At 48.3% G+C, this 25,616-nt stretch carries 17 protein-coding genes and 1 pseudogene; 12 read left to right on the forward strand and 6 right to left on the reverse strand.

Features of this window, described 5'->3' with window-relative positions; translation table 11 throughout:
- The 3 genes and pseudogenes from DWY93_RS17625 to lepB form a co-directional block, all read right to left on the reverse strand.
- Nucleotides 1-317, reverse strand: a pseudogene (locus DWY93_RS17625) (DNA-binding protein); the annotation flags it as partial.
- A gap of 721 nt (nt 318-1,038) precedes the next feature.
- Nucleotides 1,039-2,358, reverse strand: coding sequence for an aspartate kinase (locus DWY93_RS15210; protein WP_015552554.1), 1,320 nt, complete (start codon nt 2,356-2,358; stop codon nt 1,039-1,041).
- Nucleotides 2,359-2,404: 46 nt separating this feature from the next.
- Nucleotides 2,405-3,040, reverse strand: coding sequence for a signal peptidase I (gene lepB / locus DWY93_RS15215; protein ID WP_242990687.1), 636 nt, complete (start codon nt 3,038-3,040; stop codon nt 2,405-2,407).
- Between the two features lie 467 nt (nt 3,041-3,507).
- Between lepB and glgB the strand changes: the two genes are divergently transcribed.
- From glgB to DWY93_RS15240, 5 genes are all read left to right on the forward strand, one after another.
- Nucleotides 3,508-5,904, forward strand: coding sequence for a 1,4-alpha-glucan branching protein GlgB (glgB, locus tag DWY93_RS15220; RefSeq protein ID WP_117471259.1), 2,397 nt, complete (start codon nt 3,508-3,510; stop codon nt 5,902-5,904).
- Between the two features lie 83 nt (nt 5,905-5,987).
- On the forward strand, nt 5,988-6,800 hold the full coding sequence (locus DWY93_RS15225) for a mechanosensitive ion channel family protein (protein WP_117471260.1): 813 nt from the start codon (nt 5,988-5,990) through the stop codon (nt 6,798-6,800).
- Between the two features lie 385 nt (nt 6,801-7,185).
- On the forward strand, nt 7,186-8,022 hold the full coding sequence (locus DWY93_RS15230) for a DUF3100 domain-containing protein (protein ID WP_117471261.1): 837 nt from the start codon (nt 7,186-7,188) through the stop codon (nt 8,020-8,022).
- Nucleotides 8,023-8,033: 11 nt separating this feature from the next.
- Nucleotides 8,034-8,519 (forward strand): DUF340 domain-containing protein, encoded by a 486-nt coding sequence (locus DWY93_RS15235; protein WP_117471262.1) that lies wholly within the window; start codon nt 8,034-8,036, stop codon nt 8,517-8,519.
- Between the two features lie 128 nt (nt 8,520-8,647).
- Nucleotides 8,648-9,964: an MATE family efflux transporter gene (locus DWY93_RS15240; protein WP_117471263.1), complete on the forward strand. Its 1,317-nt coding sequence runs from the start codon at nt 8,648-8,650 to the stop codon at nt 9,962-9,964.
- Between the two features lie 310 nt (nt 9,965-10,274).
- On the opposite strand, the gene hemZ is transcribed toward DWY93_RS15240, so the two are convergent.
- The 3 genes from hemZ to DWY93_RS15255 all read right to left on the reverse strand — a co-directional run bounded on the left by hemZ (nt 10,275) and on the right by DWY93_RS15255 (nt 14,850).
- Nucleotides 10,275-11,732, reverse strand: a complete 1,458-nt coding sequence (gene hemZ, locus DWY93_RS15245; protein ID WP_117471264.1) for a coproporphyrinogen dehydrogenase HemZ — start codon at nt 11,730-11,732, stop codon at nt 10,275-10,277.
- Nucleotides 11,729-12,373: an MBL fold metallo-hydrolase gene (locus DWY93_RS15250; RefSeq protein ID WP_015552562.1), complete on the reverse strand. Its 645-nt coding sequence runs from the start codon at nt 12,371-12,373 to the stop codon at nt 11,729-11,731. The genes hemZ and DWY93_RS15250 overlap by 4 nt, the downstream gene beginning before the upstream one ends.
- 191 nt (nt 12,374-12,564) lie before the next feature.
- Nucleotides 12,565-14,850: a bifunctional (p)ppGpp synthetase/guanosine-3',5'-bis(diphosphate) 3'-pyrophosphohydrolase gene (locus DWY93_RS15255; protein ID WP_117471265.1), complete on the reverse strand. Its 2,286-nt coding sequence runs from the start codon at nt 14,848-14,850 to the stop codon at nt 12,565-12,567.
- Nucleotides 14,851-15,207: 357 nt separating this feature from the next.
- On the opposite strand from DWY93_RS15255, the gene DWY93_RS15260 reads away from it, so the two are divergent.
- The 7 genes from DWY93_RS15260 (at nt 15,208) to DWY93_RS15290 (ending at nt 25,366) form a co-directional block, all read left to right on the forward strand.
- Nucleotides 15,208-16,383, forward strand: coding sequence for a M20 family metallopeptidase (locus DWY93_RS15260; protein ID WP_117471266.1), 1,176 nt, complete (start codon nt 15,208-15,210; stop codon nt 16,381-16,383).
- A 12-nt stretch (nt 16,384-16,395) separates the two neighbouring features.
- Nucleotides 16,396-17,808, forward strand: a complete 1,413-nt coding sequence (locus DWY93_RS15265) for a Na+/H+ antiporter NhaC family protein (RefSeq protein ID WP_015552565.1) — start codon at nt 16,396-16,398, stop codon at nt 17,806-17,808.
- 395 nt (nt 17,809-18,203) lie between these two features.
- Nucleotides 18,204-19,469: a histidine--tRNA ligase gene (gene hisS, locus DWY93_RS15270; RefSeq protein WP_015552566.1), complete on the forward strand. Its 1,266-nt coding sequence runs from the start codon at nt 18,204-18,206 to the stop codon at nt 19,467-19,469.
- Nucleotides 19,470-19,615: 146 nt separating this feature from the next.
- Entirely contained in the window at nt 19,616-21,412 is a 1,797-nt protein-coding gene (gene aspS / locus DWY93_RS15275; RefSeq protein ID WP_117471267.1) for an aspartate--tRNA ligase, read from the forward strand.
- Nucleotides 21,413-21,505: 93 nt separating this feature from the next.
- A complete protein-coding gene (locus DWY93_RS15280) occupies nt 21,506-22,921 on the forward strand; it encodes a transglutaminase domain-containing protein (protein WP_117471268.1) in 1,416 nt (471 codons plus the stop codon).
- A 223-nt stretch (nt 22,922-23,144) separates the two neighbouring features.
- Nucleotides 23,145-23,825, forward strand: coding sequence for a response regulator transcription factor (locus DWY93_RS15285; protein ID WP_117471269.1), 681 nt, complete (start codon nt 23,145-23,147; stop codon nt 23,823-23,825).
- Nucleotides 23,825-25,366 carry a HAMP domain-containing sensor histidine kinase gene (locus DWY93_RS15290; RefSeq protein WP_347466391.1) on the forward strand — a complete coding sequence of 514 codons (1,542 nt, stop codon included), beginning with the start codon at nt 23,825-23,827 and terminating at the stop codon, nt 25,364-25,366. The genes DWY93_RS15285 and DWY93_RS15290 overlap by 1 nt, the downstream gene beginning before the upstream one ends.
- Nucleotides 25,367-25,616 lie beyond the last annotated feature (250 nt).

The raw sequence follows: 25,616 nt of genomic DNA on the forward strand, positions 1-25,616 counted from the left end.
TGTTCCGGCTCTTTGGGTTTTTCCTCCGCTTTCTTCGGAGCCTCCGGCTGCTTTTCCGGTTTCTCCGCTTTTGTCGGGTCAGGCTTTTCCCCGCTGGGAGTTGCCGCCCGTTCCTCGGCTTTCTTTTCCTTCATAATTTCAGCGAAGTTATAGACGGAAACCTGCGGGTTCTTTACCTCCGGTTCCGTCTTTTTTTCCGGCTCCGGGGAAACGGAAACCTTCTCCGGCTCTTTTGGGGGAGCGGGAGGCGTTTCCTTGCCCGGTCCGGTATCCGTTACCGGCTGTTCCGACGTTTTTGTGGTTTTATCATCTGCCATAAGCATTTACCTCCTGTTTTTTGGCATGAAAAAAGGGGCTCAACTTTTCAGTCAAGCCCCCGTGGGAAGTTCCTCCTTTCTCCGCCATGATACAAAAATACCGCCCGTAGTCTCGTTTGGGCGGTACTTTGTGTAAGATTGGCAGTCCATTATTAAGTTTTTTATTATGTTCCCTTTGTACACCGTTGCAAGAAGTGCATCAGAAAAAGAAACGGTATTTGAAAACGATAGTTATATTTCAGAAACATTTCAATTTCGATATAATCGAGGTGCATTAAGTGATATTTCTGATTTAGTTAATGAGGCAACATTCTGTACGGAAGATGTTTTTCATAGAATAAGCGGAGCTCAAATAACAGCAGAGTGCAATATACCATCTGTTAAAGTTATTATTGAGAATTCAGAGTTATCGTCTAAATAGTATTTTAGAAAGACCGTGAAAACTGTTACTAGTTTTTTGGTCTTTCTTTTTTTATTATATTATAATATGATTTTTAGATTTAAGAGTTTCGTATTTAGTGAGCTGTAGTATGTGGAATACGAAGTCGCGTTTCCCTTAGCATCGAGCGATAAGGCTTAGATGGGATTGCTGAATGGAACAGAAGAGGCCTGGAGGCACAGAGACAGGCGCAGATGAAAAAGGATCAAAGGGACTTGAATAAAAAAGCCCCCGCACAGGTGATTAACAAACCGCCTATGTGGGGGAAAAATCATTTATGGATTATAATTCAGTTTTTACGAAGATATCGTAGATTGCCCGGATCGCCGGCTCAAAATCATCATTTGTAACGCCGATGATGATGTTCAGTTCACTGGATCCTTGGTCGATCATCTTTACGTTGATCTTAGCGTGTGCGAGGGCCGCAAAGATTCTTGCGGCAGTTCCGCGCATTGCCTTCATGCCGCGGCCTACGACTGCGATCACAGCGAGGTCGGACTCTAATGTGACAACATCCGGATGAACGGAGCGTTGGATACCGGAGAGAACAGACTGCTCTTTCTCCTGGAACTCATCCTGGTGAACGAGAACGGACATGGTGTCGATGCCGGACGGCATGTGCTCGAAGGAGATGCCATTCTTTTCAAATACCTCAAGAACCTTTCTCCCAAACCCAACTTCGGAGTTCATCATTGCCTTGTCGATGTTCATAGCGCAGAAGCCCTTCTTTCCGGCAACACCGGTGATGGTGTAGTGCGGACGCTTGCTGGTGTTCTCGACGATCATGGTACCCGGATCTTCCGGACGGTTCGTGTTGCGGATATTGATCGGGATTCCGGCTTTTCTTACCGGGAAGATCGCGTCCTCATGAAGGACACTTGCACCCATGTAGGAGAGCTCACGGAGCTCGGTGTAGGTGATGGTCTCGATCGGAGCCGGATTCTCAACAATTCTCGGATCTGCTACGAGGAAACCGGAAACATCTGTCCAGTTCTCGTAAAGGTCCGCCTGGACTGCACGTGCCACGATGGAACCTGTGATATCGGAACCACCGCGGGAGAAGGTGTGGATCGTTCCGTCCGGCTTAGCACCGTAGAAGCCAGGAATGACTGCCTGCTTTAAGGAAGCGAGATGCTCACGCATCTCCTCGTTTGTCTCCTCGGAGAGGAAATTTCCCTCAGCGTCGAAGCGGATCACATCGGCTGCGTCCACGAAGGTGAAACCGAGGTAATTTGCGGCGATGATGCCGTTCAAGTATTCTCCTCTGGAAGCCGCGTAGTCGCGTCCGGCTTTCTTTAAGAAGTTCTCCTCAATTTTCGCAAATTCGAAATCAAGGTTTAAGTTTAAATCAAGACCGTCGATGATATCGGTGTAGCGCTTCTTGATCTGGTCAAGGATGCGCTTATAGCTTTCGCCTGCGCATACAGCGTCGTAGCACTGGTATAACATGTCGGTCACTTTTGTGTCTTTGCTGTCTCTTTTTCCCGGTGCCGACGGAACAACATAGCAACGGGTCTTGTCGGCTTCGATGATTGCCTTTACTTTTTTAAACTGACGGGCACTTGCGAGGGAGCTGCCGCCAAATTTTACAACCTTCTTCATAATCTGTCTCCTGTGTGTAAGTAAATGATATATGCCGGATTCCACCTTAGTGGATTACCTTTGGTGTCGGGAAGTATTCGAAGAATACCTTGGCAACCATCTTGTCTCTGGAAATGTAGTGGTTCTGCCAGTAGCGGGCATCCAGGGAGTAGTTGCGGTTGTCGCCCATCATGAAGTAGCAGTTTTCCGGAACTTCAAAATGGTAAGTTTCATGCTGGTTCATCGGCTCTGCGATGTACGGTTCGTCGAGCGGTGTGTCAGATCCGTTTAAATAGACCTGATCGTCCACGATATCGATCACGTCGCCAGGCATACCGATCACGCGCTTCACATAGTAGATCGTGTGGCCGCGCTTTCCGACTTCGGAACCGCAGGCCGGGCAGGTATCCTGCTTATCGCCCTCTATGATCGCACCGCACTGTGGGCACTGCCAGCCAAAAACGAAGATTGCTACATCGCCGCGTTCCGGTTCAGAGAATTTGTAATGGAGTCTGGAGCCGATGACACGGCTTCCTGCCATGATAGTGTTTTCCATGGAACCTGTTGGGATTTCACTGTTTGCAATGACGAAAGTGGTGAGCACGAAGGCGATCACAGCGGCAGATACGAGAACCTGCACCCAGCTGATGAGCTCTGCGACCCAGCCTGTTTTTTCTTTCTTTTCTTTTTCGTTATTTTCCATATAAATGATCATAACCTCGTTTGACTAATATTTACGGGAAGGATATACTGTAAGAGTAAATACGATTGCCCGTATGCATACAATAAAGAGTTTATGATAAATTGTCAAGTTTCGCAAGGGAATTTCGAAAAAGGTAAGGAAGTTTTTTATTTCCATTAGGAAATCCAGCGAAATCCGTAGACGAAATACGAATAACGAGAAGGCAGCAGCCTGAAATACGGAATTGCGATCCGGAAAATGCTTGCTGTGCAGAGAACATTTTCAGTTATAGTTTGTGCAGGAGAGAACAGCAACCATTTTCACAGATTTATGTTCCAGACTTTGTGATAATACTTGTATCACCAAAGCGAAAATGTTAAAATACTGTTAAGAAAATTGCGGGCGATTATCATCCGCTGATGGATCTGATCATTTTTTGCGGAGCGTGCCAAGAGAAAGGCATGCGGATGCAGCAGGGGGAGTGCTGAATGGAAAAAATCTTATATGATCTGATGGATTGGGCCGGAATCGAGGAACTTGTCTATTCCGAGGCGAGCGATCCGGGACGGCTTTTAGGGGAACATGTGATAAAGGAAGGTCTTCTGATCCAGGCTTTTCTGCCGAACGCGGAGAAGGTGTCCGTAAAGATCGGCGAAGAACAGTTCCCGATGGAGATGGCGGACGAGAACGGCTTCTTTGCGGTACTTTTAGATGACAGGAGAGAGCTGGTTCCGTATCATTTCTGTATCACCTACACGGACGGGGACAACGAGGAGATCATCGACCCTTACAGCTACCAGTTCCACACCGCCTTTACCGAGGAAGAGGTGCGGAAATTCAGTGCGGGGATCTATTATGATTCCTATGAGAAATTCGGGGCACATCCGGCGGTGGAAGCCGGGATCGAGGGCGTTCACTTTGCGGTGTGGGCGCCGGATGCGATGCGCGTCAGCGTTGTGGGCGATTTCAACTTCTGGGACGGAAGACGCCACCAGATGAAAAAGCGAGGTCCGTCGGGGATCTACGAGATCTTTATCCCGAACCTGAAGCCCGGCGCGATCTACAAATATGAGATCAAGACAAAAGCGGGACTTCCGATGCTGAAGGCGGATCCGTACGGAAACTATGCGGAGCTCCGCCCGAATACGGCATCTGTTGTATGGGATATGTCCGGTTACAAATGGAACGATGATGAGTGGATCAAAGAGCGGGCCGCGGCGAAAGACCGCCTAAAGGATTCCCCGATGTCCATCTATGAGGTCCATCTTGGTTCCTGGATGCAGAAAACGGTAGCACAGAATGAGAACGGTGAGGACATCAACGGCAGCCAGTTCTACAACTACCGGGAGATCGCGGAGAAGCTGGCAGCCTATGTGAAAGAGATGGGATACACCCATGTGGAGCTGCTTCCTGTGATGGAACATCCATTGGATGAGTCCTGGGGATATCAGGTCACCGGATACTATGCGCCGACGAGCCGTTTCGGAACACCGGACGATTTCAAGGCGTTTATGGACCATATGCATAACGAAGGGATCGGTGTGATCCTGGACTGGGTTCCTGCCCATTTTCCGCGGGATGCCCACGGCCTTGCAGCCTTTGACGGGACATGCCTCTACGAGCACCAGGATCCGCGCCAGGGATCCCATCCCCACTGGGGAACGCTGATCTACAATTACGGACGTCCCCAGGTATCAAACTTCCTGATCTCCAATGCCTTATACTGGGCGAAGGAGTTCCATGCAGACGGAATTCGGATGGACGCAGTGGCATCCATGCTGTATCTGGACTATGGAAAGAACGCCGGGGAGTGGGTCGCAAACATTTATGGCGGAAATGAGAATCTGGAGGCGGTGGAATTCTTAAAGCATTTAAATTCCATCTACGCGAGGGACACAAAAGGTTCTGTCCTGATCGCTGAAGAGTCCACGGCCTGGCCGAAGGTCTCCGGTGATGAGAACGATGGCGGACTTGGATTCGACTTCAAGTGGAACATGGGCTGGATGAACGATTTCCTGGATTACATGCAATGCGATCCATATTTCCGCCATGATCACTACGGGGAGCTGACCTTTAGCATGCTCTATGCCTATAGCGAGAAGTTCGTCCTGGTATTTTCCCATGACGAGGTGGTCCACGGAAAAGGTTCCCTGGCAGGTAAGATGCCGGGGGATACCCAGGAGAAGAAGTTTGCGAACCTCAGGACCGCCTACGGCTTTATGATGGGGCATCCGGGAAAGAAACTTCTGTTTATGGGACAGGATTTCGGACAGATGGACGAGTGGAACGAAAAAACGAGTCTGGAGTGGGGGCTCTTGAAATATGATATCCACAGCCAGATGAAGGATTATGTGAAAGCACTGAACCATTTATACCGCACACAGCCGGCACTCTACAGAATGGACTATGAGCCGGAGGGCTTTGAGTGGATCAACTGCACGTATAACGACGAAAATATCGTTATATTTGAGAGAAAAACGGAGAAGCCGGAAGAGACCCTGCTCTTTGTCTGCAACTTCGCTCCGGTGGAGCATGAGAAGTTCCGCCTCGGTGTTCCGTTTGCGGGAAAATACAAGGAGATCCTGAACAGTGATGCGAAGCAGTTTGGCGGCAGCGGAATGACGAACCCGAGAGTCAAGATGTCGAAGAAAGAGGAGTGGGATACGAGAAAGAACTCGATCGCCATCAACCTTGCCCCGATGTCTGTGGCGATATTCTCCTGTACCCCATATGAAGAAGAGACGGAGCCGGAGAAAAAGAAAACGGTGGAGAAGAGAAAGCGCCCGTTAAGACAGCCGGCTGTTAAGACAGCAACGAGTCCGCTGGATGTGATCTCTGAGAAAGTTGGACAGATCATAAAGACGGCGCGAGAGAGCCGACACTGAAATTTGTGCCGGACTGATTTGGGCAGTCAGCGCAGAAATTAAATACAGGACAGAAATATCCGGAAAGCAACAGGTGAAATGACATGAAAGAACATACATTGGATATTCTCACCGCGGCGCTCGTCAAATACGGAACCAGAGTCTTCTGGGCGGCGGTCATCGTATTTGTGGGACTGCGGATCATCAGGATCGCCCGCAGGGCAGCCGGTCAGATCATGGACCGCGCCGGGGTGGAGATCACGTTAAAAAAGTTTCTGGACATGCTGCTTCATGCAGTTCTCTTCGGCGTTATGGTATTCATGGCGGCGGACCAGCTGGGAATCAAGACGACTTCCTTCGTGGCGGTCATCGGTACCGTTACTCTGGCATTCAGCCTTGCGATGCAGAATACGCTCTCGAACTTTGCGGGCGGAACCCTGATCCTGCTCCTGAAACCGTTTAAGGTGGGCGATTATATCAGCACCAGCTCCGGTGAAGGAACCGTTGAGTCCATCGGCCTTGTATACACGACGCTCCTGACGACGGATAACCGGGTCATCACGATCCCGAACAGCTCCGTGTCCAGCGCGCCGCTCACAAACCTTACAAGGACCGGAAAACGCCGCCTGATCATCAATGTGGGGATCGGATATTCCTCCGATCTTTTAAAGGCGAAGAACGTCCTGAAAAAGATCTTCGAGGAGAACCCGGGGATCATGAAGGATCAGCCGGTTCAGGTCGTTGTGGATGCGCTGGGAGACAGCAGTGTTGTTTTAAGCGCCAGAGGCTGGACGACCTGTGAGGATTACTGGACAGCGAAGTGGTCCATCACAGAGGCGATCAAGTTAACATTTGACAAAGAGGGGATTGAGATCCCGTACCAGTATATGAATGTAATGATGACAAAGGAACCATAGTGTGAACCGGGCAGAGTATCGGAAAATGCAGGTTACCCGGGGAAGAGAGTTCAACAGGAGAAAACTGTGGACTCTCTTTTTCTGTTGCACAGGAAGAAAGCATATTTTTCATTATATAGAATATATTCCACAATTCAAAATGAATGATTCTTGTTTGCACACTGTGGTAAAACAATAAAGCAGCAAAGCTTTTTCGCATAATGCAACAAAAAACGCTTGCATTTTTGTGAAAATCTGATAGAATCAATGTTAACTTGTTTCTGCGTTGCGGACAAATGTTTGCGGAAAAGAGACGGGTCTTTCTGTGCAAAGATGCCGAAAGATCTATGATTTCAGCAAAAGGGAAACATGCGGAGGCGAAAAACAACAAAAGGAGGGATCGAATATGAAAGAGCATATGGCTGACTGGCGTATCCATGCGCTTGCTTTCGTACTCACCGTAATTGCCGAATTTATCGGCACCAAAAAATTCAGTTTCGGGCCTTTGTCCTTCTCACTGTTTCCGATGCTGTATGTACTGATCCTTGGAGCGATCCTTGGAATCGTAAAATTAATTCCACAGAAGATGATGACAGAAGCATCACCCTATATCGGAATCAGCGTTATGATGCTGACAGCAAAGATCGCATCCACGATCGGACCGAATCTCGGCGCGGTTGTCAAAGCCGGACCGGCGCTGATCCTTCAGGAATTCGGAAATCTGGGAACCGCAGTTTTAGCGCTCCCGATCGCCATATTTGTGTTCCATATGGGACGCGCGGCAATCGGAACCTCCTTCTCTATTTCAAGAGAGAGCTCCCTTGCGGTCGTTGCTGATAAATATGGTCTTGATTCGGATGAAGGAATCGGTGTTATGGGTGGATATATCACAGGTACTGTATTCGGAACCATGTTCAATGGTATCTTCGTCTCCCTGCTCTGCTCCTTAAATATCTTCCACCCGTATGCGCTCGGAATGGCGTGCGGAACAGGTTCCGCATCCATGCTTTCTGCCAGCCTTGCGGCAGTCGTTGAGGCATATCCGGATATGGAAGCGGAGATCACTGCCTACGCGGCGACCTCAAATATGCTGAGCAGTGTGGATGGCCTTTATATGAGTATTTTTATCGCACTTCCGATGTGTGAATTCATGTACAAGCTGTTCACAAAGAACAACAGGCATTATAAAGACGGACTCCCGATCGGCGCTAAGGTGAAAGTCAAAGCCGCCGGGGAAGAATAGGAGGGATCCATATGGACGCAGCAGTATGGTTTAAAAGAATCAAATGTCTTGTCCTTGTATGCATCTTCGCATCCATCGGCAATTTTATCAGTACATCAAAGGCTGGAAACCCGGTAACCCCGCTTGAGGCAGTGCCCGGGCTCGTGCTTCTTCTTGTATGCACGCTGGTGGGCTGTATCATTTATGAGCTGATCAATAAGGTTTCGCCGAAGAATCTCCCGGCAATCGCCTATATCTCATTTATCGCGATCCTGATCACGATCCCGGGTGTCAGCCCGATCGCAGATTATGCGATCGAACAGATTGGAAAGATCGGACTTCTTCCGCTCTGCACTCCGATCCTTGCATATGCCGGAATCTCCATCGGAAAAGATGTGGATACATTTAAGAAACAGGGCTTTGCGATCGTAGTCGTAGCGATCTTCACGTTCGCGGGAACATTCCTCGGTTCTACGATCATTGCCCAGCTCATCTTAAAAATGACAGGCGTGATCTGATGATCAGATATGAAAAATGGGAATAGGTTGTAAAAACAGCGCACTCATGTTATCATTATAACACTGGTGCCGCCGCATGAAACAGAGCCGCGGACGTCCAATCATAACGATAATGGAGTGAAGTTTCCATGTACCATGATCTTACAAAAGGGAGCATCTCACGCTCCCTTCTTTTATTTGCCCTGCCCATGATGGCAGGAAATCTTTTACAGCAGTTCTACAATATTGCGGATACCCTGATCATCGGGAGAGTGCTCGGAAAAAATGCGCTGGCGGCGGTCGGCTCGTCGTATACGCTGATGACATTCCTGACCTCGATCTTTCTGGGGCTCAGCATGGGCTCCGGCGCACTGTTTTCCATTTACAGGGGAAAAGGAGATGAGAGGGCACTGAAGTCCTCCATCGCCCACGCCTGCGGCCTGATCCTCGCTGTAACGCTTGTTTTGAATGTGGTTGTCTATATTTTCATTGATCCGATCTTAAACTTCTTACGGGTTCCTGAGGAGGTCTGGGGCGGTATGAGGGAGTATCTGCTGATCATTTTCGCAGGTCTGCTCGCCACGTCCCTCTATAATTTCTTCTCCTGCCTGTTAAGGGCACTGGGAAACTCAACGGTTCCGCTGGTGTTTCTTGCGGTATCCGCGATCTTAAACATCGCGTGGGATCTTTTATTTGTGGCGGTCTTCCATTGGGGAATCGCCGGTGCGGCCTATGCGACGATCTTTGCCCAGTATGTATCCGGGATCGGTATCCTGCTCTATGTTCTTTTCCGATGTAGAAGCCTTCTTCCGGAGAGAAAGGATCTTCGCTTTGACGGAGAAATCTTAAAGGAGATCGCAGGACTTTCCTCCCTGACCTGCCTGCAGCAGTCGGTTATGAACTTCGGAATCCTCATGGTACAGGGGCTTGTAAACAGCTTTGGCGCCACCACCATGGCGGCTTTCGCGGCGGCAGTAAAGATCGACACCTTCGCGTATCTGCCGGTTCAGGACTTTGGAAATGCCTATTCGACCTTCGTTGCCCAGAACTACGGCGCGGGAAATAAAGAACGGATCCGCCGCGGCACAAAGGAATCCTTTGCCATCAGCACGGCGTTCAGTCTTGTGATCTCAGCGCTGGTCTTTGCCTTCGCGGCACCGCTCATGCAGATCTTCGTGAGCTCCGCAGAGACGGCGGTTATCGCCTCCGGCGTCCGTTATCTCAGGATCGAGGGCGCGTTCTATTTTGGAATCGGCTGCCTGTTCCTGCTTTACGGATATTACAGGGCGATCAAGAGGGCGGAGATGTCTGTGGTGCTTACAGTGATCTCCCTCGGAACCCGTGTGTTACTGGCCTACGTGCTCTCTGCCACATCCCTCAGCGAGACAGGAATCTGGATGGCGATCCCGATCGGATGGATACTGGCAGATCTCACAGGACTTTTATACATGAGGAAGACCTGGTAAAAAGAAAAGGTAACTATTCAGTACCTTCATAGTTACGTGCAAAAATCCATTCCAGATCAGCTTCGCTGATGGGATTTTTGCCTTCCAGCCTATGTTTTCTTACGGTCAGCGCAGCAAGTGCGCAGACCTACTGAACAGTTACAAGAAAAGTTACAAAGAAAGAACTTTTGCAAAATAAGAATTAAAAAATGTTGAATCTAAAAAATACGCTGTACAGGAGAATGAACCCCATGTACAGCGTATTTTGTTGCCGCGTGCCCAGATCTGGCGTTTGATCTGCGCTATCCTGCGGTCAGCGCAGCAGACATATTTAAACTAACTTACTCAACAGCTTCTCTTTTCTATCGATCATCTCGTCGATCCTCTCGATATAGGAAGCTACATCCTTCACATTCTCCGCGCGCTCCAGACGGTTTTCCGCCGGGAAGGTGACCTTCGTGGTGGTTCCGGCACCGCAGGCAACGATAGTCTGTTTTTCCTCCATGATGAGGATATTGTAGATACATGCTTTTCCGGGTGCCGCATAGCCGACATTCTCGAAATTTCCGGCCATATTTTTCTGACGGTACAGGTAATACGGCTCAAGACCCATCTCGCGGGCGTACTTCGCGGTGAGATCGATCATCTCCTGAGTGTTCTGGATCTTTAAGTTCGCGTAGCGCTCCTTAAAGATATTAAGTCTCGCCGCACGCTTGATGGCGAGAGAGTGGACCGTCACGCTGTCCGGGGCAAGCTCTCTGACCTGCTCCATGGTGCTGCGGACGTCATCGATATCTTCCTCCGGAAGTCCGATGATGAGGTCCATATTGATATTGTCAAAGCCAAGATCTCTTGCCATGCGGAATTTTTCCTTCACCATATCCACGGTGTGATGGCGTCCGATCAGATCCAGAGTTGCCTGCTTCATCGTCTGCGGATTGATGGAGATCCTGGAGATATTGTGGGCACGGAGAACCTTGAATTTGTCCTCGGTGATGCTGTCCGGGCGTCCGGCTTCCACAGTGAATTCCTGCACCTTTGAGAGGTCAAAGGTATTCTCGATCTTTGTGAGCAGAGCGTCCAGCTCCTCTGCCTTTAAGGACGTCGGAGTTCCGCCGCCAAAGTAGATCGTATCCAGTGTGCGGCCTTTCATCTTCTCCGCCACATAATCCAGCTCTTTAAACAGCGCCTTCAAATAGAGATGAACCTTCTTCTCCCACGCTCCGATCGGGTAGGAGGTGAAGGAACAGTAGAGGCAGGTGGTCGGGCAGAACGGAATTCCCACATAGAGGCTGTATCCGTTTTCATAGTCGATATGGCTTAAGAGCTCCCGCTCCCGCTTCGCGACCTCGACACTTAAGTCGATCTTCTCTTCACTTGTCAGGTACATGTCCCGCATGAAGGAACGGATGCTTTCCTCATCCTCACCCTGGTCAAGTCTCGTCATGGCGATCTTTGTCGGGCGGATACCGGTCAGGGTCCCCCAGGGGAGTTCTTTTCCCGTCCGCTTTTTTAACATGCCGTAAAGCTCTTTCTTGATCGTTGTCTTTGCGTTTAAGCGAACATCGTAGTCGATCGGAAATACGGTCTCATCTGCGACAGTGCCCGCCGGATTCGTGATCTTCAAGCCAAATTTCGTCTCATCCGCATTTTGTGAGCAGGTTCCCTCCACGTAAAAATCCACGTCGTCCTGTTTTTCATGGACAAAAGTCTCACCCGGATAAAACGCCATCAAAAGCTCCCGGATATCCTGCTCATAAGCAGTATCGTTTAATAAAATTCCAATCATCCCATTGCCCCCGAAAGAGGATTATACTTCTTTTCAAAACCGATGGTAGTCGTGTCCATATGCCCCGGATAGACCATGGTGTCGTCCGGCAGTGTGGAGAGCAGACGTCTTACAGACTCGGCGATCTGGCGTCCGCTTCCCGTCGGGAAATCCGTGCGGCCGTAGGAGCCTGCAAACAGGGTATCACCGGAGAAGAGAACCTCTTCTTTTTCAATATAGTAACAGCAGGAACCGATGGTGTGTCCTGGTGTTTCAAATACTTTCCATGTAAATCCGGCGATGGAAAGCTCGTCACCCTCCTTCACGGTGACATCCGGTGTGATCGTATACGGCTCTCTGAAATAGCCTGCCACGAGACTCTTTCGGCCATCCGTCAGGACATCGATCTCCTTTTCGCATGCGTAGATCGGTACATTCCAGGTCTCCTTCAGTTCCTTTGCCGCCATGATATGGTCGAAGTGACCGTGGGTCAGAAGGATCGCTTCCGGCTTTAACCCCAGGGATACCGCCATATTGGCGATCTGACCGGCGCCATCGCCCGGATCGATAACGGCAGCTCGTTTTGTCTCATGATCATAGACCAGATAGCAGTTGGTTCCAACCATGCCAACTACCAGAGTCTTGATGCGGATCTCGCTCATAGTTTACTTTCCTCCATTTTCAACAGCATAAAGAGAAGTGCTTCGCTTTTATGCCGGTACAGTTTTCTGCTGTGGTTTTCAAACATTCGTGTATAAAAAGGCCTGCCGTCCGTAGTACCTCCGGCAGACCTTTATCACCGCACTCACGGCGCACTTTCACACACCTGAATGCAGAGTTATCTAAATTTTTATCAGCCCGTGGTTCTCTCAATATCCAGCACGCCGTCGATCTGGCGCAGCTTTGCCATCAGGTTGTTTAATTCTTCGATTCCATGGATATCGAAGCTCATGGTGATCGTCGCCTTGCCCTGCTTATTCACGCGGGAGTTCATCGTCTTGATGTCGATCTCGCGCTCTGTAAAGATCTTGGAGATATCCACGAACATTCCGATCCGGTTGTTTGCGAAGATCGAGATCTCTGTGGAGTAGGTTGCGGCACTGTTGTCCTCCTCAACGCCCTGCCACTCTGCGTCGATCAGGCGGCTTCTCTCGATCTCCGGGAGATTTAAGACGTTGATACAGTCCGTTCTGTGGATCGTAATTCCGCGGCCTCTCGTCACGAAACCAACGATCTCGTCGCCTGGAACCGGGCTGCAGCACTTGGAGAAACGAACCGCAAGATCATGGATTCCCTTTACGGTAATGCCGCTCTTTGATTTGCTGCCCTTGATCGGAACCACAGCAGGTTTGTTGTTGTCACCGATGGCATCAAGGATCGTCGCATCGGTTACTTCGCGTTTCAGCTTCTTTGTGCGCTCCTCGATCATCTTGTTGATGACCTGCCCCTCTTTTAATCCGCCGTGTCCGACGGATGCAAGAACGGAATCCCAGTCCTGAAAGGCGTAGCGCTTTAATACTTTATCCACAAACTCCGGCTTATTGATATCGGAGAAGTTGATCCCCTTTGCCTTACAGTAGCGGTCGATCATTTCGCGGCCTTTTAAGATATTGTCAGCCTTCCGCTCCTGCTTGAACCAGGCGTTGATCTTGTTTCTCGCCTGGCTGCTCTTGATGATATTTAACCAGTCACGGCTTGGTCCCTTGGAATTCTGGGATGTCATGATCTCGATCCGGTCACCGTTCTGGATCACATAGTCAATATTTACGAGCTTTCCGTTGACTCTCGCGCCCACCATCTTGTTTCCGACAGCCGTGTGGATCGAGTAAGCAAAGTCGATCGGTGTGGAGCCGCTTGGCAGTGCCTTTACGTCTCCGGTCGGTGTAAAACAGTACACGCTGTCGGAGAACATATCGAGGTCGCTCTTGATGGCATTTAAGAATTCCTTGTTGTCGGACATATCCTGCTGCCACTCAAGGATCTGGCGCAGCCAGCTTAACTTCTTCGCCTCATCACCGGCAGCAACCTGTCCGCTGCCGCTCTCTTTATATTTCCAGTGGGCGGCGATACCATATTCCGCTGTACGGTGCATCTCGAAGGTACGGATCTGGATCTCAAAGGGCTGGCCGTTTGTGCCGATCAGTGTCGTATGTAAGGACTGATACATATTCGGCTTCGGCATCGCGATATAATCTTTAAAACGGCCGGGGATCGGTTTGTACATCTCGTGGATCACACCCAGAGCCGCGTAACAGTCTTTTACGGAGTCCACGATGATGCGGACCGCGAAGATATCGTAGATCTGGTCCAGCGTCTTGTGCTGGTTTAACATCTTTTTATAAATACTGAAGAAGTGCTTGACGCGTCCGTTGACCTCGCACCTGATCTCAGCATGTTCCATGTGGGTCTTGATCTCGGCGATAATGTCATCGATGAATTTCTGGCGCGCTTCGCTTGTCAGGGCAATCTTTTCTTCCAGTTCTTTGTATACATTTGGCTCGAGATACCGTAACGCAAGGTCATCCAGTTCGATCTTGATCTTGGAAATACCGAGTCTGTCAGCAAGAGGGGAGTAGATCTCGATGGTCTCTCTCGCCTTCTCCTTCTGCTTTTCCGGGCGCATGTACTGAAGCGTCCGCATATTGTGGAGACGGTCCGCAAGCTTGATGATGATGACACGGATATCTTTTGCCATTGCGAGGAACATTTTTCTTAAATTCTCCGCCTGCATTTCCACCTTATCCGCCGACCAGGATAACTGGGTCAGCTTTGTAACACCGTCGACTAAGAGGGCAACCTCTTTTCCGAAGATCTCGGCGAGCTGTTCCTCTGTATATATGGTATCTTCCACCACGTCGTGGAGAAGTCCGGCTGCGATCGTCTCTTTATCCATCTCGAGATCCGCGAGGATGATCGCCACACAGAGCGGATGGATAATGTACGGTTCCCCGGATTTTCGCTTCTGGTCTTTATGGGCATTATCCGCAAGCTGATATGCCTTCTCGATCATGCTCAGATCATCGGACGGATGGTACTTTCTGATGCTGGCAACAAGATCCCGGTAAAGAACATCAGGACTTGTGAAATCAGCAGGCGCTTCCAGCTCACCTTCGATCGTTTTCAGTTTGTTTTCTTCCATAAAATCTCCCACCTTCATTTTTAGCGTACCATCCGGTCATGTCCGCCGCAGAAATCCGTCGTTTTCCCGGTATTTTCGACAAAAGCAGACACTCCTGAAATATATCAACCATTATAAATTTTTTTGGCATAAATTGCAATCGTTTTGTTGTGGTTTTAGACCGCTGCTTTCCGGAAGGATTCCCTGATCCGGGGACTCTTATACAGGGGCGTTCCTGATCCGGGATATAAAATGTTTATGACAGGCATATCTTTTTGTTATAATGTTACCGTGTTAAAGTGATTGAACTTCAAAGAAGAACGTATTATAATAGAAATATTAAAATTTTATAAACAAATTGGAAAGGAGTACTCTATTATGGACACAATGAGTCTCACAGCAAAGTATGAAGATGAAATGATTGCCATTCGCAGGCATATTCATAGACATCCGGAGCTCAGCAACAAGGAATATAAGACAACGGAGTTTATCCGCGAAAAACTGACGGAATACGGTGTGGAGATCGCTGAGATCGGGATGAAGACCGGCGTTGTTGCCGTTATCCGCGGCGGAAAACCGGGAAAAACCGTTGCGATCCGCGAGGATATCGATGCACTTCCGATGAAGGAACTCACAGGACTTCCGTTCGCCTCCGAGAATGATGGTGCCTGCCATTCCTGCGGACATGATATCCACACAACCGTGCTTCTCTACTGCGCGAAGGTATTATCAGAGATCCGTGAGGAGCTTGCCGGAACGGTCATGCTGATCTTCCAGCCGGCAGAAGAGCATATGGGAGCCGGAGAGCTTGTCGACTGCAATTTCACGCAGGTTGCGAAACCGGACGCATTTATCGGTCTCCACGTATCACCGGAGATCGATGCCGGAAGCATCGGATTAAAAAAGGGACCGGCAAACGCGTCCAATGATTTCTTTAATATCAAGATCAAAGGAAAGGGCGGACATGGCGCTCATCCGGAAAACTGCATCGATCCGGTCGTAATCTCCGGTTATGTGATCACACAGCTTCAGACCGTGATCTCCCGTGAAAACTATCCGGTATATCCGGGCGTCCTTACCATCGGCAGCATCCACGGCGGAACAGTAAACAATATCATCCCGGATTATGTGGAGATGCATGGAACACTGAGAAGCCTTGATCCGGACTGCCGCAAAAAAATGATGGCTGCCATCGACCGCGTCGTAAAAGGCTGCGCCGAGTCCATGAGGGGAACCGCGGAGGTTGAATGGGAAATCGGAGTTCCACCGCTCGTAAATGACGATTCCATCATCGAGGCAGTTGCTGAGGCTGCTGCAAAGACCATCGGTGCTGACCATGTTTCCTACGTGAAGAATCCGTCAATGGGTTCCGAGGACTTTTCTGTTCTCTTCCCGAAGTTCGGACCGGGCGCACAGTTCCGCTTAGGATCCGGAAATAACGAGGATCCGAATTCCAGACACGGTCTTCATAACTCTAAAAACGTATTCGATGAGAAGTGCATCCGCACAGGCGCATCCGTAATCATCCAGTACGCGAGAGATTTCTTAAGATAAAGGAGAATACTTATGGAAAACAACAAGAAAAAGCTGCAGATCCCAAGTACATGTGCACTGTTATTCATGCTCATGATCGTCTGCGCCATCCTGACCTGGATCGTTCCGGCAGGTGAATTCGATACAGAGAAAGTGGACAACTTAAACAAGGTTATCGCAGGTACCTATCACACCGTAGAAGCTTCCCCGGTCGGTCCGTGGGCAACTATCATGGCAGTCGTACAGGGATTCTACAAAGCCGCAAAGTTAATGGTCATGATCATGTTTGTCGGCGGTGCCGTTGAGATCCTTGAAAAGACAGGGGCGATCCACGCTGCGTTCGGAAAACTTGCTTCCAAGCAGAACTTAAATGTAAACGTACTTGTATTCTTAGTAATGGCATTCATGTCCATCGGCGGCGCAGCAGGCGTTTTCGCAAACCCGGTCGTTGCCCTGATCCCGATCGGAATCATCCTTGCAACAAACTTAGGATATGATTCCTTCACAGGCTTCCTGCTTGTATATATGGGCGCTTACTCTGGATTCAACGTAGGCTGGGCGAACGCTTCCACTATCGGTACTGCACAGCCGATCGCGGAGCTCCCGATGTTCTCAGGTTTCGGTGTCCGCGTCGTATTAAACATCATCAACTTTGCGATCTGCTATTTCTTTACGATCCGTTACATGAAAACCATCAAGGCGGATCCGAAGAAGAGCTTAAACTATGAAGCTGGCATGAGTGCATCTGACAGCATGGGCGCAGGAAAAGATGGCGCGAAGGCGATCGAAGCACATTTAACAACGAAGCACCTGATCAGCCTGATCGGTCTTGTCGTAGCGGTTGCGGCAATCCTGGTTGGCTCTGTAAAATATAAATGGAGCTATGATCAGATCGCAGCTACATTCTTTACACTTGCGGTTGTTGTTGGCCTTCTCAATGGTATGGGTATCAACGGAACAACGAAGGTATTTATCGGTGGCTGTTCCAAGATGGTAAACGCCGCGTTCATTGTCGGCTTCGCAAATGGTATTTCTGTGATCCTTGCAAGCGGAAACATCTTAAATACAATCGTTTACTGGCTGTCCATTCCGATGTCCGGAATGGGTTCCATCCTCGGAGCGAACTTCATGTTCGTTGCAAACCTGTTTATCAACCTTTTCATTCCGTCCGGTTCCGGACAGGCTGCAGCAGTTATGCCGCTTATGGTTCCGGTTGCTGACCTTGCAGGCATCACAAGACAGGTTGCTGTACAGGCATTCCAGTTCGGTGACGGCTTCTCCAACTGCCTCTTCCCGACAGCAGGTACTCTGATGGGTTCCCTCGCGATCGCAAAGACAGACTGGACAAAATACGCAAAGTGGCTCATGCCGCTCCTCGGATGTCAGGTGATCCTCTCATTCGCATCTTTAACGATCTTACAGAGCATCGGCTGGACCGGACTGTAGGAAGACGTATAATATAAGGAAAAAGGACTTCCGTTTCCTGGCGGAGGTCCTTTTTCTGTGCAGGCGGCTGATCCCGCCGCTCTTTTGTTACTGTTCACGCCTTGCGCAAACAGTAACTGATTTTGCCGATGCTTCGCATTCCAAATCGGCAAAATCCACTACCACCACTGTACTGTACGGAATTTTCAGTTCAGAAAATTCCTACCCGTGTACAGTAACGATCTTTTCGCTGAGGGATGGGAAAAACTCACAAAATAAGTTGACTTATCCATGTCCGAAAAATATAATACTTTTATTAAGGAAAGAAAAAACCCTTGAAAACCTAAGGCAATCAGCGTATTATGGTGAACGTAGGCGTGAAATTGCGCGATAAAGAGAGAAACAGAGGTACCTTTATGGCATTAAAGAAAAAGCCGGTCACCGGCATGAAAGATATTCTCCCGGCAGAGATGCAGATCCGGGATTATGTGCTGAACCAGATCAAAGAGACTTACCGCGGCTTCGGATTCTCCGCGATCGAGACTCCATGCGTGGAGCACATTGAGAACCTCCTGAGCAAACAGGGCGGCGACAATGAGAAACTGATCTTCAAGATCTTAAAGCGCGGCGAGAAATTAAATATCGAGACAGCAGAGACGGAGAACGATCTGGCAGACGGCGGACTCCGCTATGATCTGACACTTCCGTTATCCAGATATTACTCCAACAACTCCGCAAACCTTCCGTCTCCGTTTAAGGCACTTCAGGTAGGCAGCGTATGGCGTGCAGACCGTCCGCAGAAGGGACGTTTCAGACAGTTCGTCCAGTGTGATATCGATATTCTCGGTGACGCAACGAATCAGGCCGAGATCGAACTGATTCTCGCGACAACGACCGCGTTAAAGAAGATCTGCCCGGACAACAGCTTTGAGGTCCGCGTCAACGACAGAAAGCTTCTCCGTGCGATGGCCGTATACAGCGGATTCCCGGAGGAAGATATCGATAAGGTATTCATCACCGTCGATAAAATGGACAAGATCGGTACGGATGGTGTAAAGGCAGAGCTTATGGAAAACGGCTACTCCGAGGAGACGGCCGATAAATACTTAGAGCTTATGGGGCAGGCAACAAACGATGCCTCAGGTGTCCGCCGTATGGGAGAGATCCTTGCGGGTGTGTTGGAGGACGGTGCAGCTGAGAATCTTGCGCAGATCATGGAGACAGTCGGCGATGTTTCTGACGGAAGCTTCAAACTTGCGTTTGACCCGACCTTAGTCCGTGGAATGGGCTACTACACCGGAACCATCTTTGAAGTATCAATGGAAGGATTCGGCGGCTCCGTAGCGGGCGGCGGAAGATATGACAAGATGATCGGAAAGTTCACAGGAATGGATACACCGGCCTGTGGTTTCTCCATCGGCTTTGAGAGAATCGTTACGATCCTTTTAGACAACGGATTTACAGTTCCGGGCGGAAATGAGAAGGAAGCGTGGCTCTTCGAAAAGGGAATGAGCTCCGAGAAGCTTGCTTCTATTATGAAAGAGGCGATGACTGCCCGCAAGGAGGGAAAGATCGTCCTTGTAGCCCAGATGAACAAAAATAAGAAGTTCCAGAAGGAACAGCTTGGAAAAGAAGGCTACAGTGAGTTTAAGGAATTCTATAAGGAAGACTTAAAGCACTAAGACCGGGAAAAGGACAGCTTTATCTCAGTCGAGAAGACTCCCACCTCTTTTAAGTGGTGAGTAATCTCACGGATGTTCGACTTGAAATTACAATAACATTCAGCGGGTATGTTTTTAAATATTCCAGCTGTATCAGGAGGAAAATCATGGCAGAATCAATGGCAGGCTTAAAGCGTTCCTGCCGCTGTGCTGAAGTCACAGAGGCAAACGTAGGCCAGGAAATGACACTTATGGGATGGGTCCAGAAGAGCAGGAACAAAGGCGGTATTATCTTCACCGACCTTCGTGACCGTTCCGGAATCATCCAGATCATCTTTGAGGAGAGCGACTGCGGCGCTGAGAGCTTCGCAAAAGCTGAAAAATTAAGAAGTGAGTTTACAGTAGCGGTTGTCGGAACCATCGAAAAGCGTTCCGGCGCAGCAAACCCGAACTTAAAGACGGGTACCATCGAGATGAGAGCGAAATCCTTAAGAATCCTCTCCGAGTCCGAGGTACCGCCGTTCCCGATCGAGGAGAACAGCAAGACGAAGGAAGACCTTCGATTAAAATACCGTTATCTTGACCTCCGCCGTCCGGATCTCCAGAGAAACATCATGATAAGAAGCCGTGTGGCTACGATGGTCCGCCAGTTCCTTGCTGATGAAGGTTTCCTTGAGATCGAGACACCGACTCTTATTAAGAGTACACCGGAAGGCGCGAGAGACTACCTCGTACCGAGCCGTGTGCATCCGGGCGAGTTCTATGCTCTTCCGCAGTCTCCGCAGTTATTAAAACAGTTATTAATGTGCTCCGGTATGGACCGTTACTTCCAGCTCGCAAGATGCTACCGTGACGAGGACCTCCGTGCAGACCGTCAGCCGGAGTTCACACAGATCGATATGGAGTTATCCTTCGTTGACGTGGAAGACGTTCTCGAAGTCAATGAGAGACTCTTAAAGAAACTCTTCAAGGAGATCTGCAACGTGGATGTCCAGACTCCGATCCTTCGTATGACATGGCGCGAGGCGATGGACCGTTTCGGTTCCGATAAGCCGGATATGCGTTTTGGCATGGAATTAAAAAATGTATCTGACGTCGTAAAAGACTGTGAGTTCGTTGTATTCAAAAGTGCTCTCGAGAACGGCGGTTCTGTCCGCGGTATCAACGCAAACGGACAGGCTGGAATGCCGAGAAAGAAGATCGATGCTCTCGTTGAGTACGCAAAGGGCTTCGGTGCAAAGGGACTTGCATACCTTGCGATCCATGAGGACGGTTCCTACAAGTGCTCATTCGGCAAGTTCATGAAGCCGGAAGAGTTAGACGCTCTTGTAAAGGCTATGGATGGACAGCCGGGCGACCTTCTGTTCTTCGCAGCAGACAAGAATAAAGTTGTATTCGATGTTCTTGGAAATCTCCGTCTCGAGATCGCAAGACAGTTAGACCTCTTAAAGAAAGACGACTTCAAGTTCCTATGGGTAACCGAGTTCCCGCTCTTAGAGTACTCTGAGGAAGAGGGACGTTATGTTGCAATGCACCACCCATTCACAATGCCGATGGAGGAAGACCTTCCACTTATCGACACTGATCCGGGCGCAGTCCGCGCGAAAGCCTACGATATCGTATTAAACGGTACGGAGCTCGGCGGCGGATCCGTCCGTATCCATCAGGATGATATCCAGGAGAAGATGTTCGAAGTTCTTGGTTTCACAAAAGAGAGAGCAAGAGAGCAGTTCGGCTTCCTGCTTGACGCGTTCAAGTACGGAGTACCGCCGCACGCTGGTCTCGCATACGGCCTCGACCGTGTCGTTATGCTTATGGTAGGTGCAGACAGCATCCGTGACGTAATCGCCTTCCCGAAGGTAAAAGACGCGTCCTGTCTTATGATGGAAGCTCCGGCACCGGTAGATCCGAAGCAGCTTGAGGATCTCGATATCGCGATCGTTGAGAAGAGGGACGAAGAATAAAGATAATAAAGAGACGCTGAATAATGGAAGCGCTGTGCAGAAAAACTGCGCGGACGCTTCCATTTGCTATATTGGAAACAAAGGGAGAGAAATATGAAAAAGGTATTGAAAATAACAGCAGTGACCACACTGCTGAGCCTGGGACTGGCATTTTCCTCATATGCCGGACAGTGGAAACAGGGAACTGGAGCAAATGCCGGTAAATGGTGGTATGACGAGGACAATGGCACCTACGCAACAAATGGATGGCGCTGGATCGATGGAGACGGGGATGGAATTGCGGAGAATTACTGCTTTGACCAGAGTGGCTGGCTGTATGTGTCTACGGAGACACCAGATAAGAAGACGGTGGATGCCAATGGTGCACGAACACAGGATGGAAAAGTTGTTACGATGAATGTAAATTCCGGGGATACGACTTATACTGTGGATGGAACAGGGACACTGGAACCTAAAACATATAACGGAATAGAATTTAGTCTGGATAATTTAGGCTATAGTAACATGGCGATTGGAAGTATTATGTATCCGAAAGCGAACTCTGTTACAGCTGAACATATTTTGGAATACAAAAGATATTATGAAACCGGAACTGACAATTATTGGTTGGGAGCTAAGCAAAAGGAACGCGTAAATGCTTTTATTTCAGAATGGAAAAGTAAAAATATTAATAATTCAATGACGGAGGATCAAAAGGCACGAAAGATTTACGATTGGCTTGTTGACAATGTGACATATGATGCGCAAGAACCGTATAATCAGTCATCTTATGGTGCGTTTATAGATAGACGATGTGTCTGTGGAGGTTTCGCAAATGCGTTTATGTCATTAGGAAAAGCTTGTGGACTTGATGTAAAATATGTATTTGAAATTGAGCATGCATTCAATATTGTTAAATTAGATGGGAAATGGTATGCAGTGGATGCAACAAAAAAATATTATAAAAATAAGGATACGTCGTCAGCTTACTATTATAAAGATATACCAGAAGGAGATAGATCTATAGAGGAAAAGGTGCAGAAAAGGGAAAATAAGGAATCTAAACGAATAGAAGAAATAAAAACAAGTAATGAAAAAAATATGGAGAGAGCTAAGAAAAACTTTGAAAGCGGAGCGGTATTCCAAGCAGATGATGAAAAGCTGATTCCATCGCTGTTACAATACATCAATGAACAGGTGAATACAAATGTAAAATCGAGTCAGCCTATTACTGCTGTTATATATACAGGGGGAAGAAATTTTCAGGAATTCAATAAACAGAGATTTTCGTATAATGGTTTTACAGGAAAACTTGATGAAGTTATAGAACATGAAATAATCGGTAAAACGATTAATGGCTATTACATAGGAAATTATTCCAATTGTGTAATTGATTATCAGAAAAATAAGGGAACAGATGGAACATCTATATTTGTGACAACATGGAAAGACAAAGACGGAAAAGATTATATAATCTTCAGAGTAGCACTCAATCCTAGAGACAGAGTGACGGCTTCAAAAGGAGAATAATACAGTTCTCCCGCCTTCATGAAACTGCCTTTGTGAAATGTTCGTGAACTTATAGAAATCCCACTTATTATCTGCTAAAATATAGCTGATGATAAGTGGGATTTTTATGCACACATGTATGATGCCGGTAGCACCGAATCGACTGGTTAATATCTCAAGTGTGTTGGAATACGCTTCTGTTCTTATCGGAGTGCATCAGGTAAAATATATGGAGGTACAGACAATGGATGCAGTAAAAATACTTATGGTCGATGACGAGGAGAGAATGAGAAAGCTCGTTAAAGACTTTTTAACGATTAAAGGATACCGCGTTCTGGAGGCAGGAGATGGCGAGCAGGCTATTGATATCTTCTTTAAGGAAAAGGATATCAGTCTCGTGATTCTGGATGTCATGATGCCGAAAATGGACGGCTGGGAGACATGCAAGACGATCCGACGCTACTCTCAGGTTCCGATCTTTATGCTGACAGCGAGGAGTGAGGAGCGGGATGAGCTTCTTGGATTCGAACTCGGCGTTGACGAGTATATCACAAAACCGTTCAGCCCGAAGATCCTTGTGGCGAGAATTGAGGCGATCCTGCGTCGTGGCAGCGGTACATCAACGGGTGAGATTCTGGAGGCAGATGGAATCCGCGTGGATAAGGATGCCCACGAGGTGACTGTGGATGGAAAGCCGGTGGATCTCAGCAACAAGGAATTTGAACTCCTTACCTATTTTATGGAAAATAAAGGAATCGCCCTCTCGAGAGAAAAGATTCTGAATAATGTCTGGAATTACGACTATTTCGGAGATGCGAGAACCATCGATACCCACGTAAAGAAGCTGAGAAGTAAACTTGGTCCGAAAGGCGATAATATCAAGACTATTTGGGGCATGGGATATAAACTCGAGGTGGATGGATGATGAAATCGATACGATCCAGACTGACGGTCACGTTTATTGGCCTGATCGCTGTGATCCTGGCAGTGATCTGGGGCGTCAATAAGTGGTGTCTGGAAGATTTCTATGTAACAAAGAAGGTACAGGCGCTAAATGGCGCCTACGAGGCCATCGACTCCCGGATCGAGGAGAACAAGGAAAACGGGATTTCCATCGAAGACGCCATGAGAAGAGAAAAGGATGCTGACGGAAATATCACGGAAGGAAATTTGCAGCGCCTGATCCGAAATTTCAGCGACAGCGCCAATGTTTCTGTCCTGATCATTGACAACAGCACGGAGGATGCGACGGTCTATTCAACATCCCGTGATACGAAGTTTTTAAAGGACCGCATTGACCGCTATATTTTCGGCTGGGCAAAGGCCAAGTACACGATTCTGGAGGAAAACGACCAGTATAAGATCCAGAAAACATACGATCCTCAGCGGGAGAGCATGTACTTGGAGAGCTGGGGATTTTTCTCCGATAACAGCACTGCCTTTATCATGAGCGCACCGCTGTCAAGTATTGGTGAGAGTGTCCGCCTCGCGAATCAGTTTCTGCTCTATGTGGGAATGATCGCCGTATTGATCGGTGCTCTGGTCGTATATCTGGTGGCAAAACAGATCACGATGCCGATCTATAAGTTGTCGAATCTTTCGGAGCGCATGTCAGATCTCGATTTTAATGCGAAGTATGAGTCTGGAAAACATGATATGGAAGAGATTCAGGTTCTTGGAAACAGTATGAACACATTGTCAGAGCGTCTGGAGGAAACGATCTCAGAGCTTAAGTCGGCAAATAACCAGCTCACGAAGGACATCGAAGAGAAGACAAAGATCGATGAGATGCGTAAAGACTTTATCGCAAATGTCTCTCACGAGTTAAAGACACCGATCGCCCTGATCCAGGGATACGCGGAAGGTCTTCAGGAAGGAATGGGCGAGGAGAAGGAAAGCCGCGACTATTATTGTGACGTTATTGTTGATGAGGCCAACAAGATGAACAAGATGGTTAAGCAGCTTCTGACATTGTCTTCTCTGGAAAGCGGAAACGATAAGCCGGTGATGGATCGTTTCAATTTGACGGAACTGGTTCGCGGCGTTGTGAACGCGTCGAAGATCCTGCTCGAACAGAATGAGATTCAGGTGGATTTTGATGCTCAGACGCCGGTTTATGTATGGGCGGATGAATTTAAAATCGAGCAGGTAGTCACAAACTACCTGAGCAATGCAATCCATCATATCGATGGAGAGAAAAAGATCATTATCAAAATGCTTCCGGAAAACAACATCGTCCGTGTATCTGTCTTTAATACAGGAACCCCGATCCCTGAGGATGCGATTCCGAATCTCTGGACGAAGTTCTATAAGGTAGATAAGGCGAGAACCCGTGCCTACGGCGGAACCGGAATTGGTCTTTCTATTGTAAAAGCGATCATGGATGCCCACAACCAGCAGTATGGCGTGAAGAACTGGGAGAATGGTGTAGAGTTCTGGTTTACGCTTGACGGAAGTAATTCATAATATTATAGTAGAAACCCATTTGGAATATGGCAGGAGCAGCTTTTGACTGCTCCTGCTTTTTTCTCTTGCGGGACATGATGAAACATCATATTGCATTAATTGAATATATAATATACAATATATGGTACTTTGAGGCTGGACTTGTAATGATATCGCAAAACATGTAAAAAGAAATGAAAAAATATGTAAAAAACAGTTGACTTTTGTCCGGGGATTTGATATTATAATACTCGCCTTGAGCGACAGGGCA

Source organism: Clostridium sp. AF28-12 (assembly GCF_003435225.1).
GTDB lineage: Bacteria > Bacillota > Clostridia > Lachnospirales > Lachnospiraceae > Pilosibacter > Pilosibacter fragilis.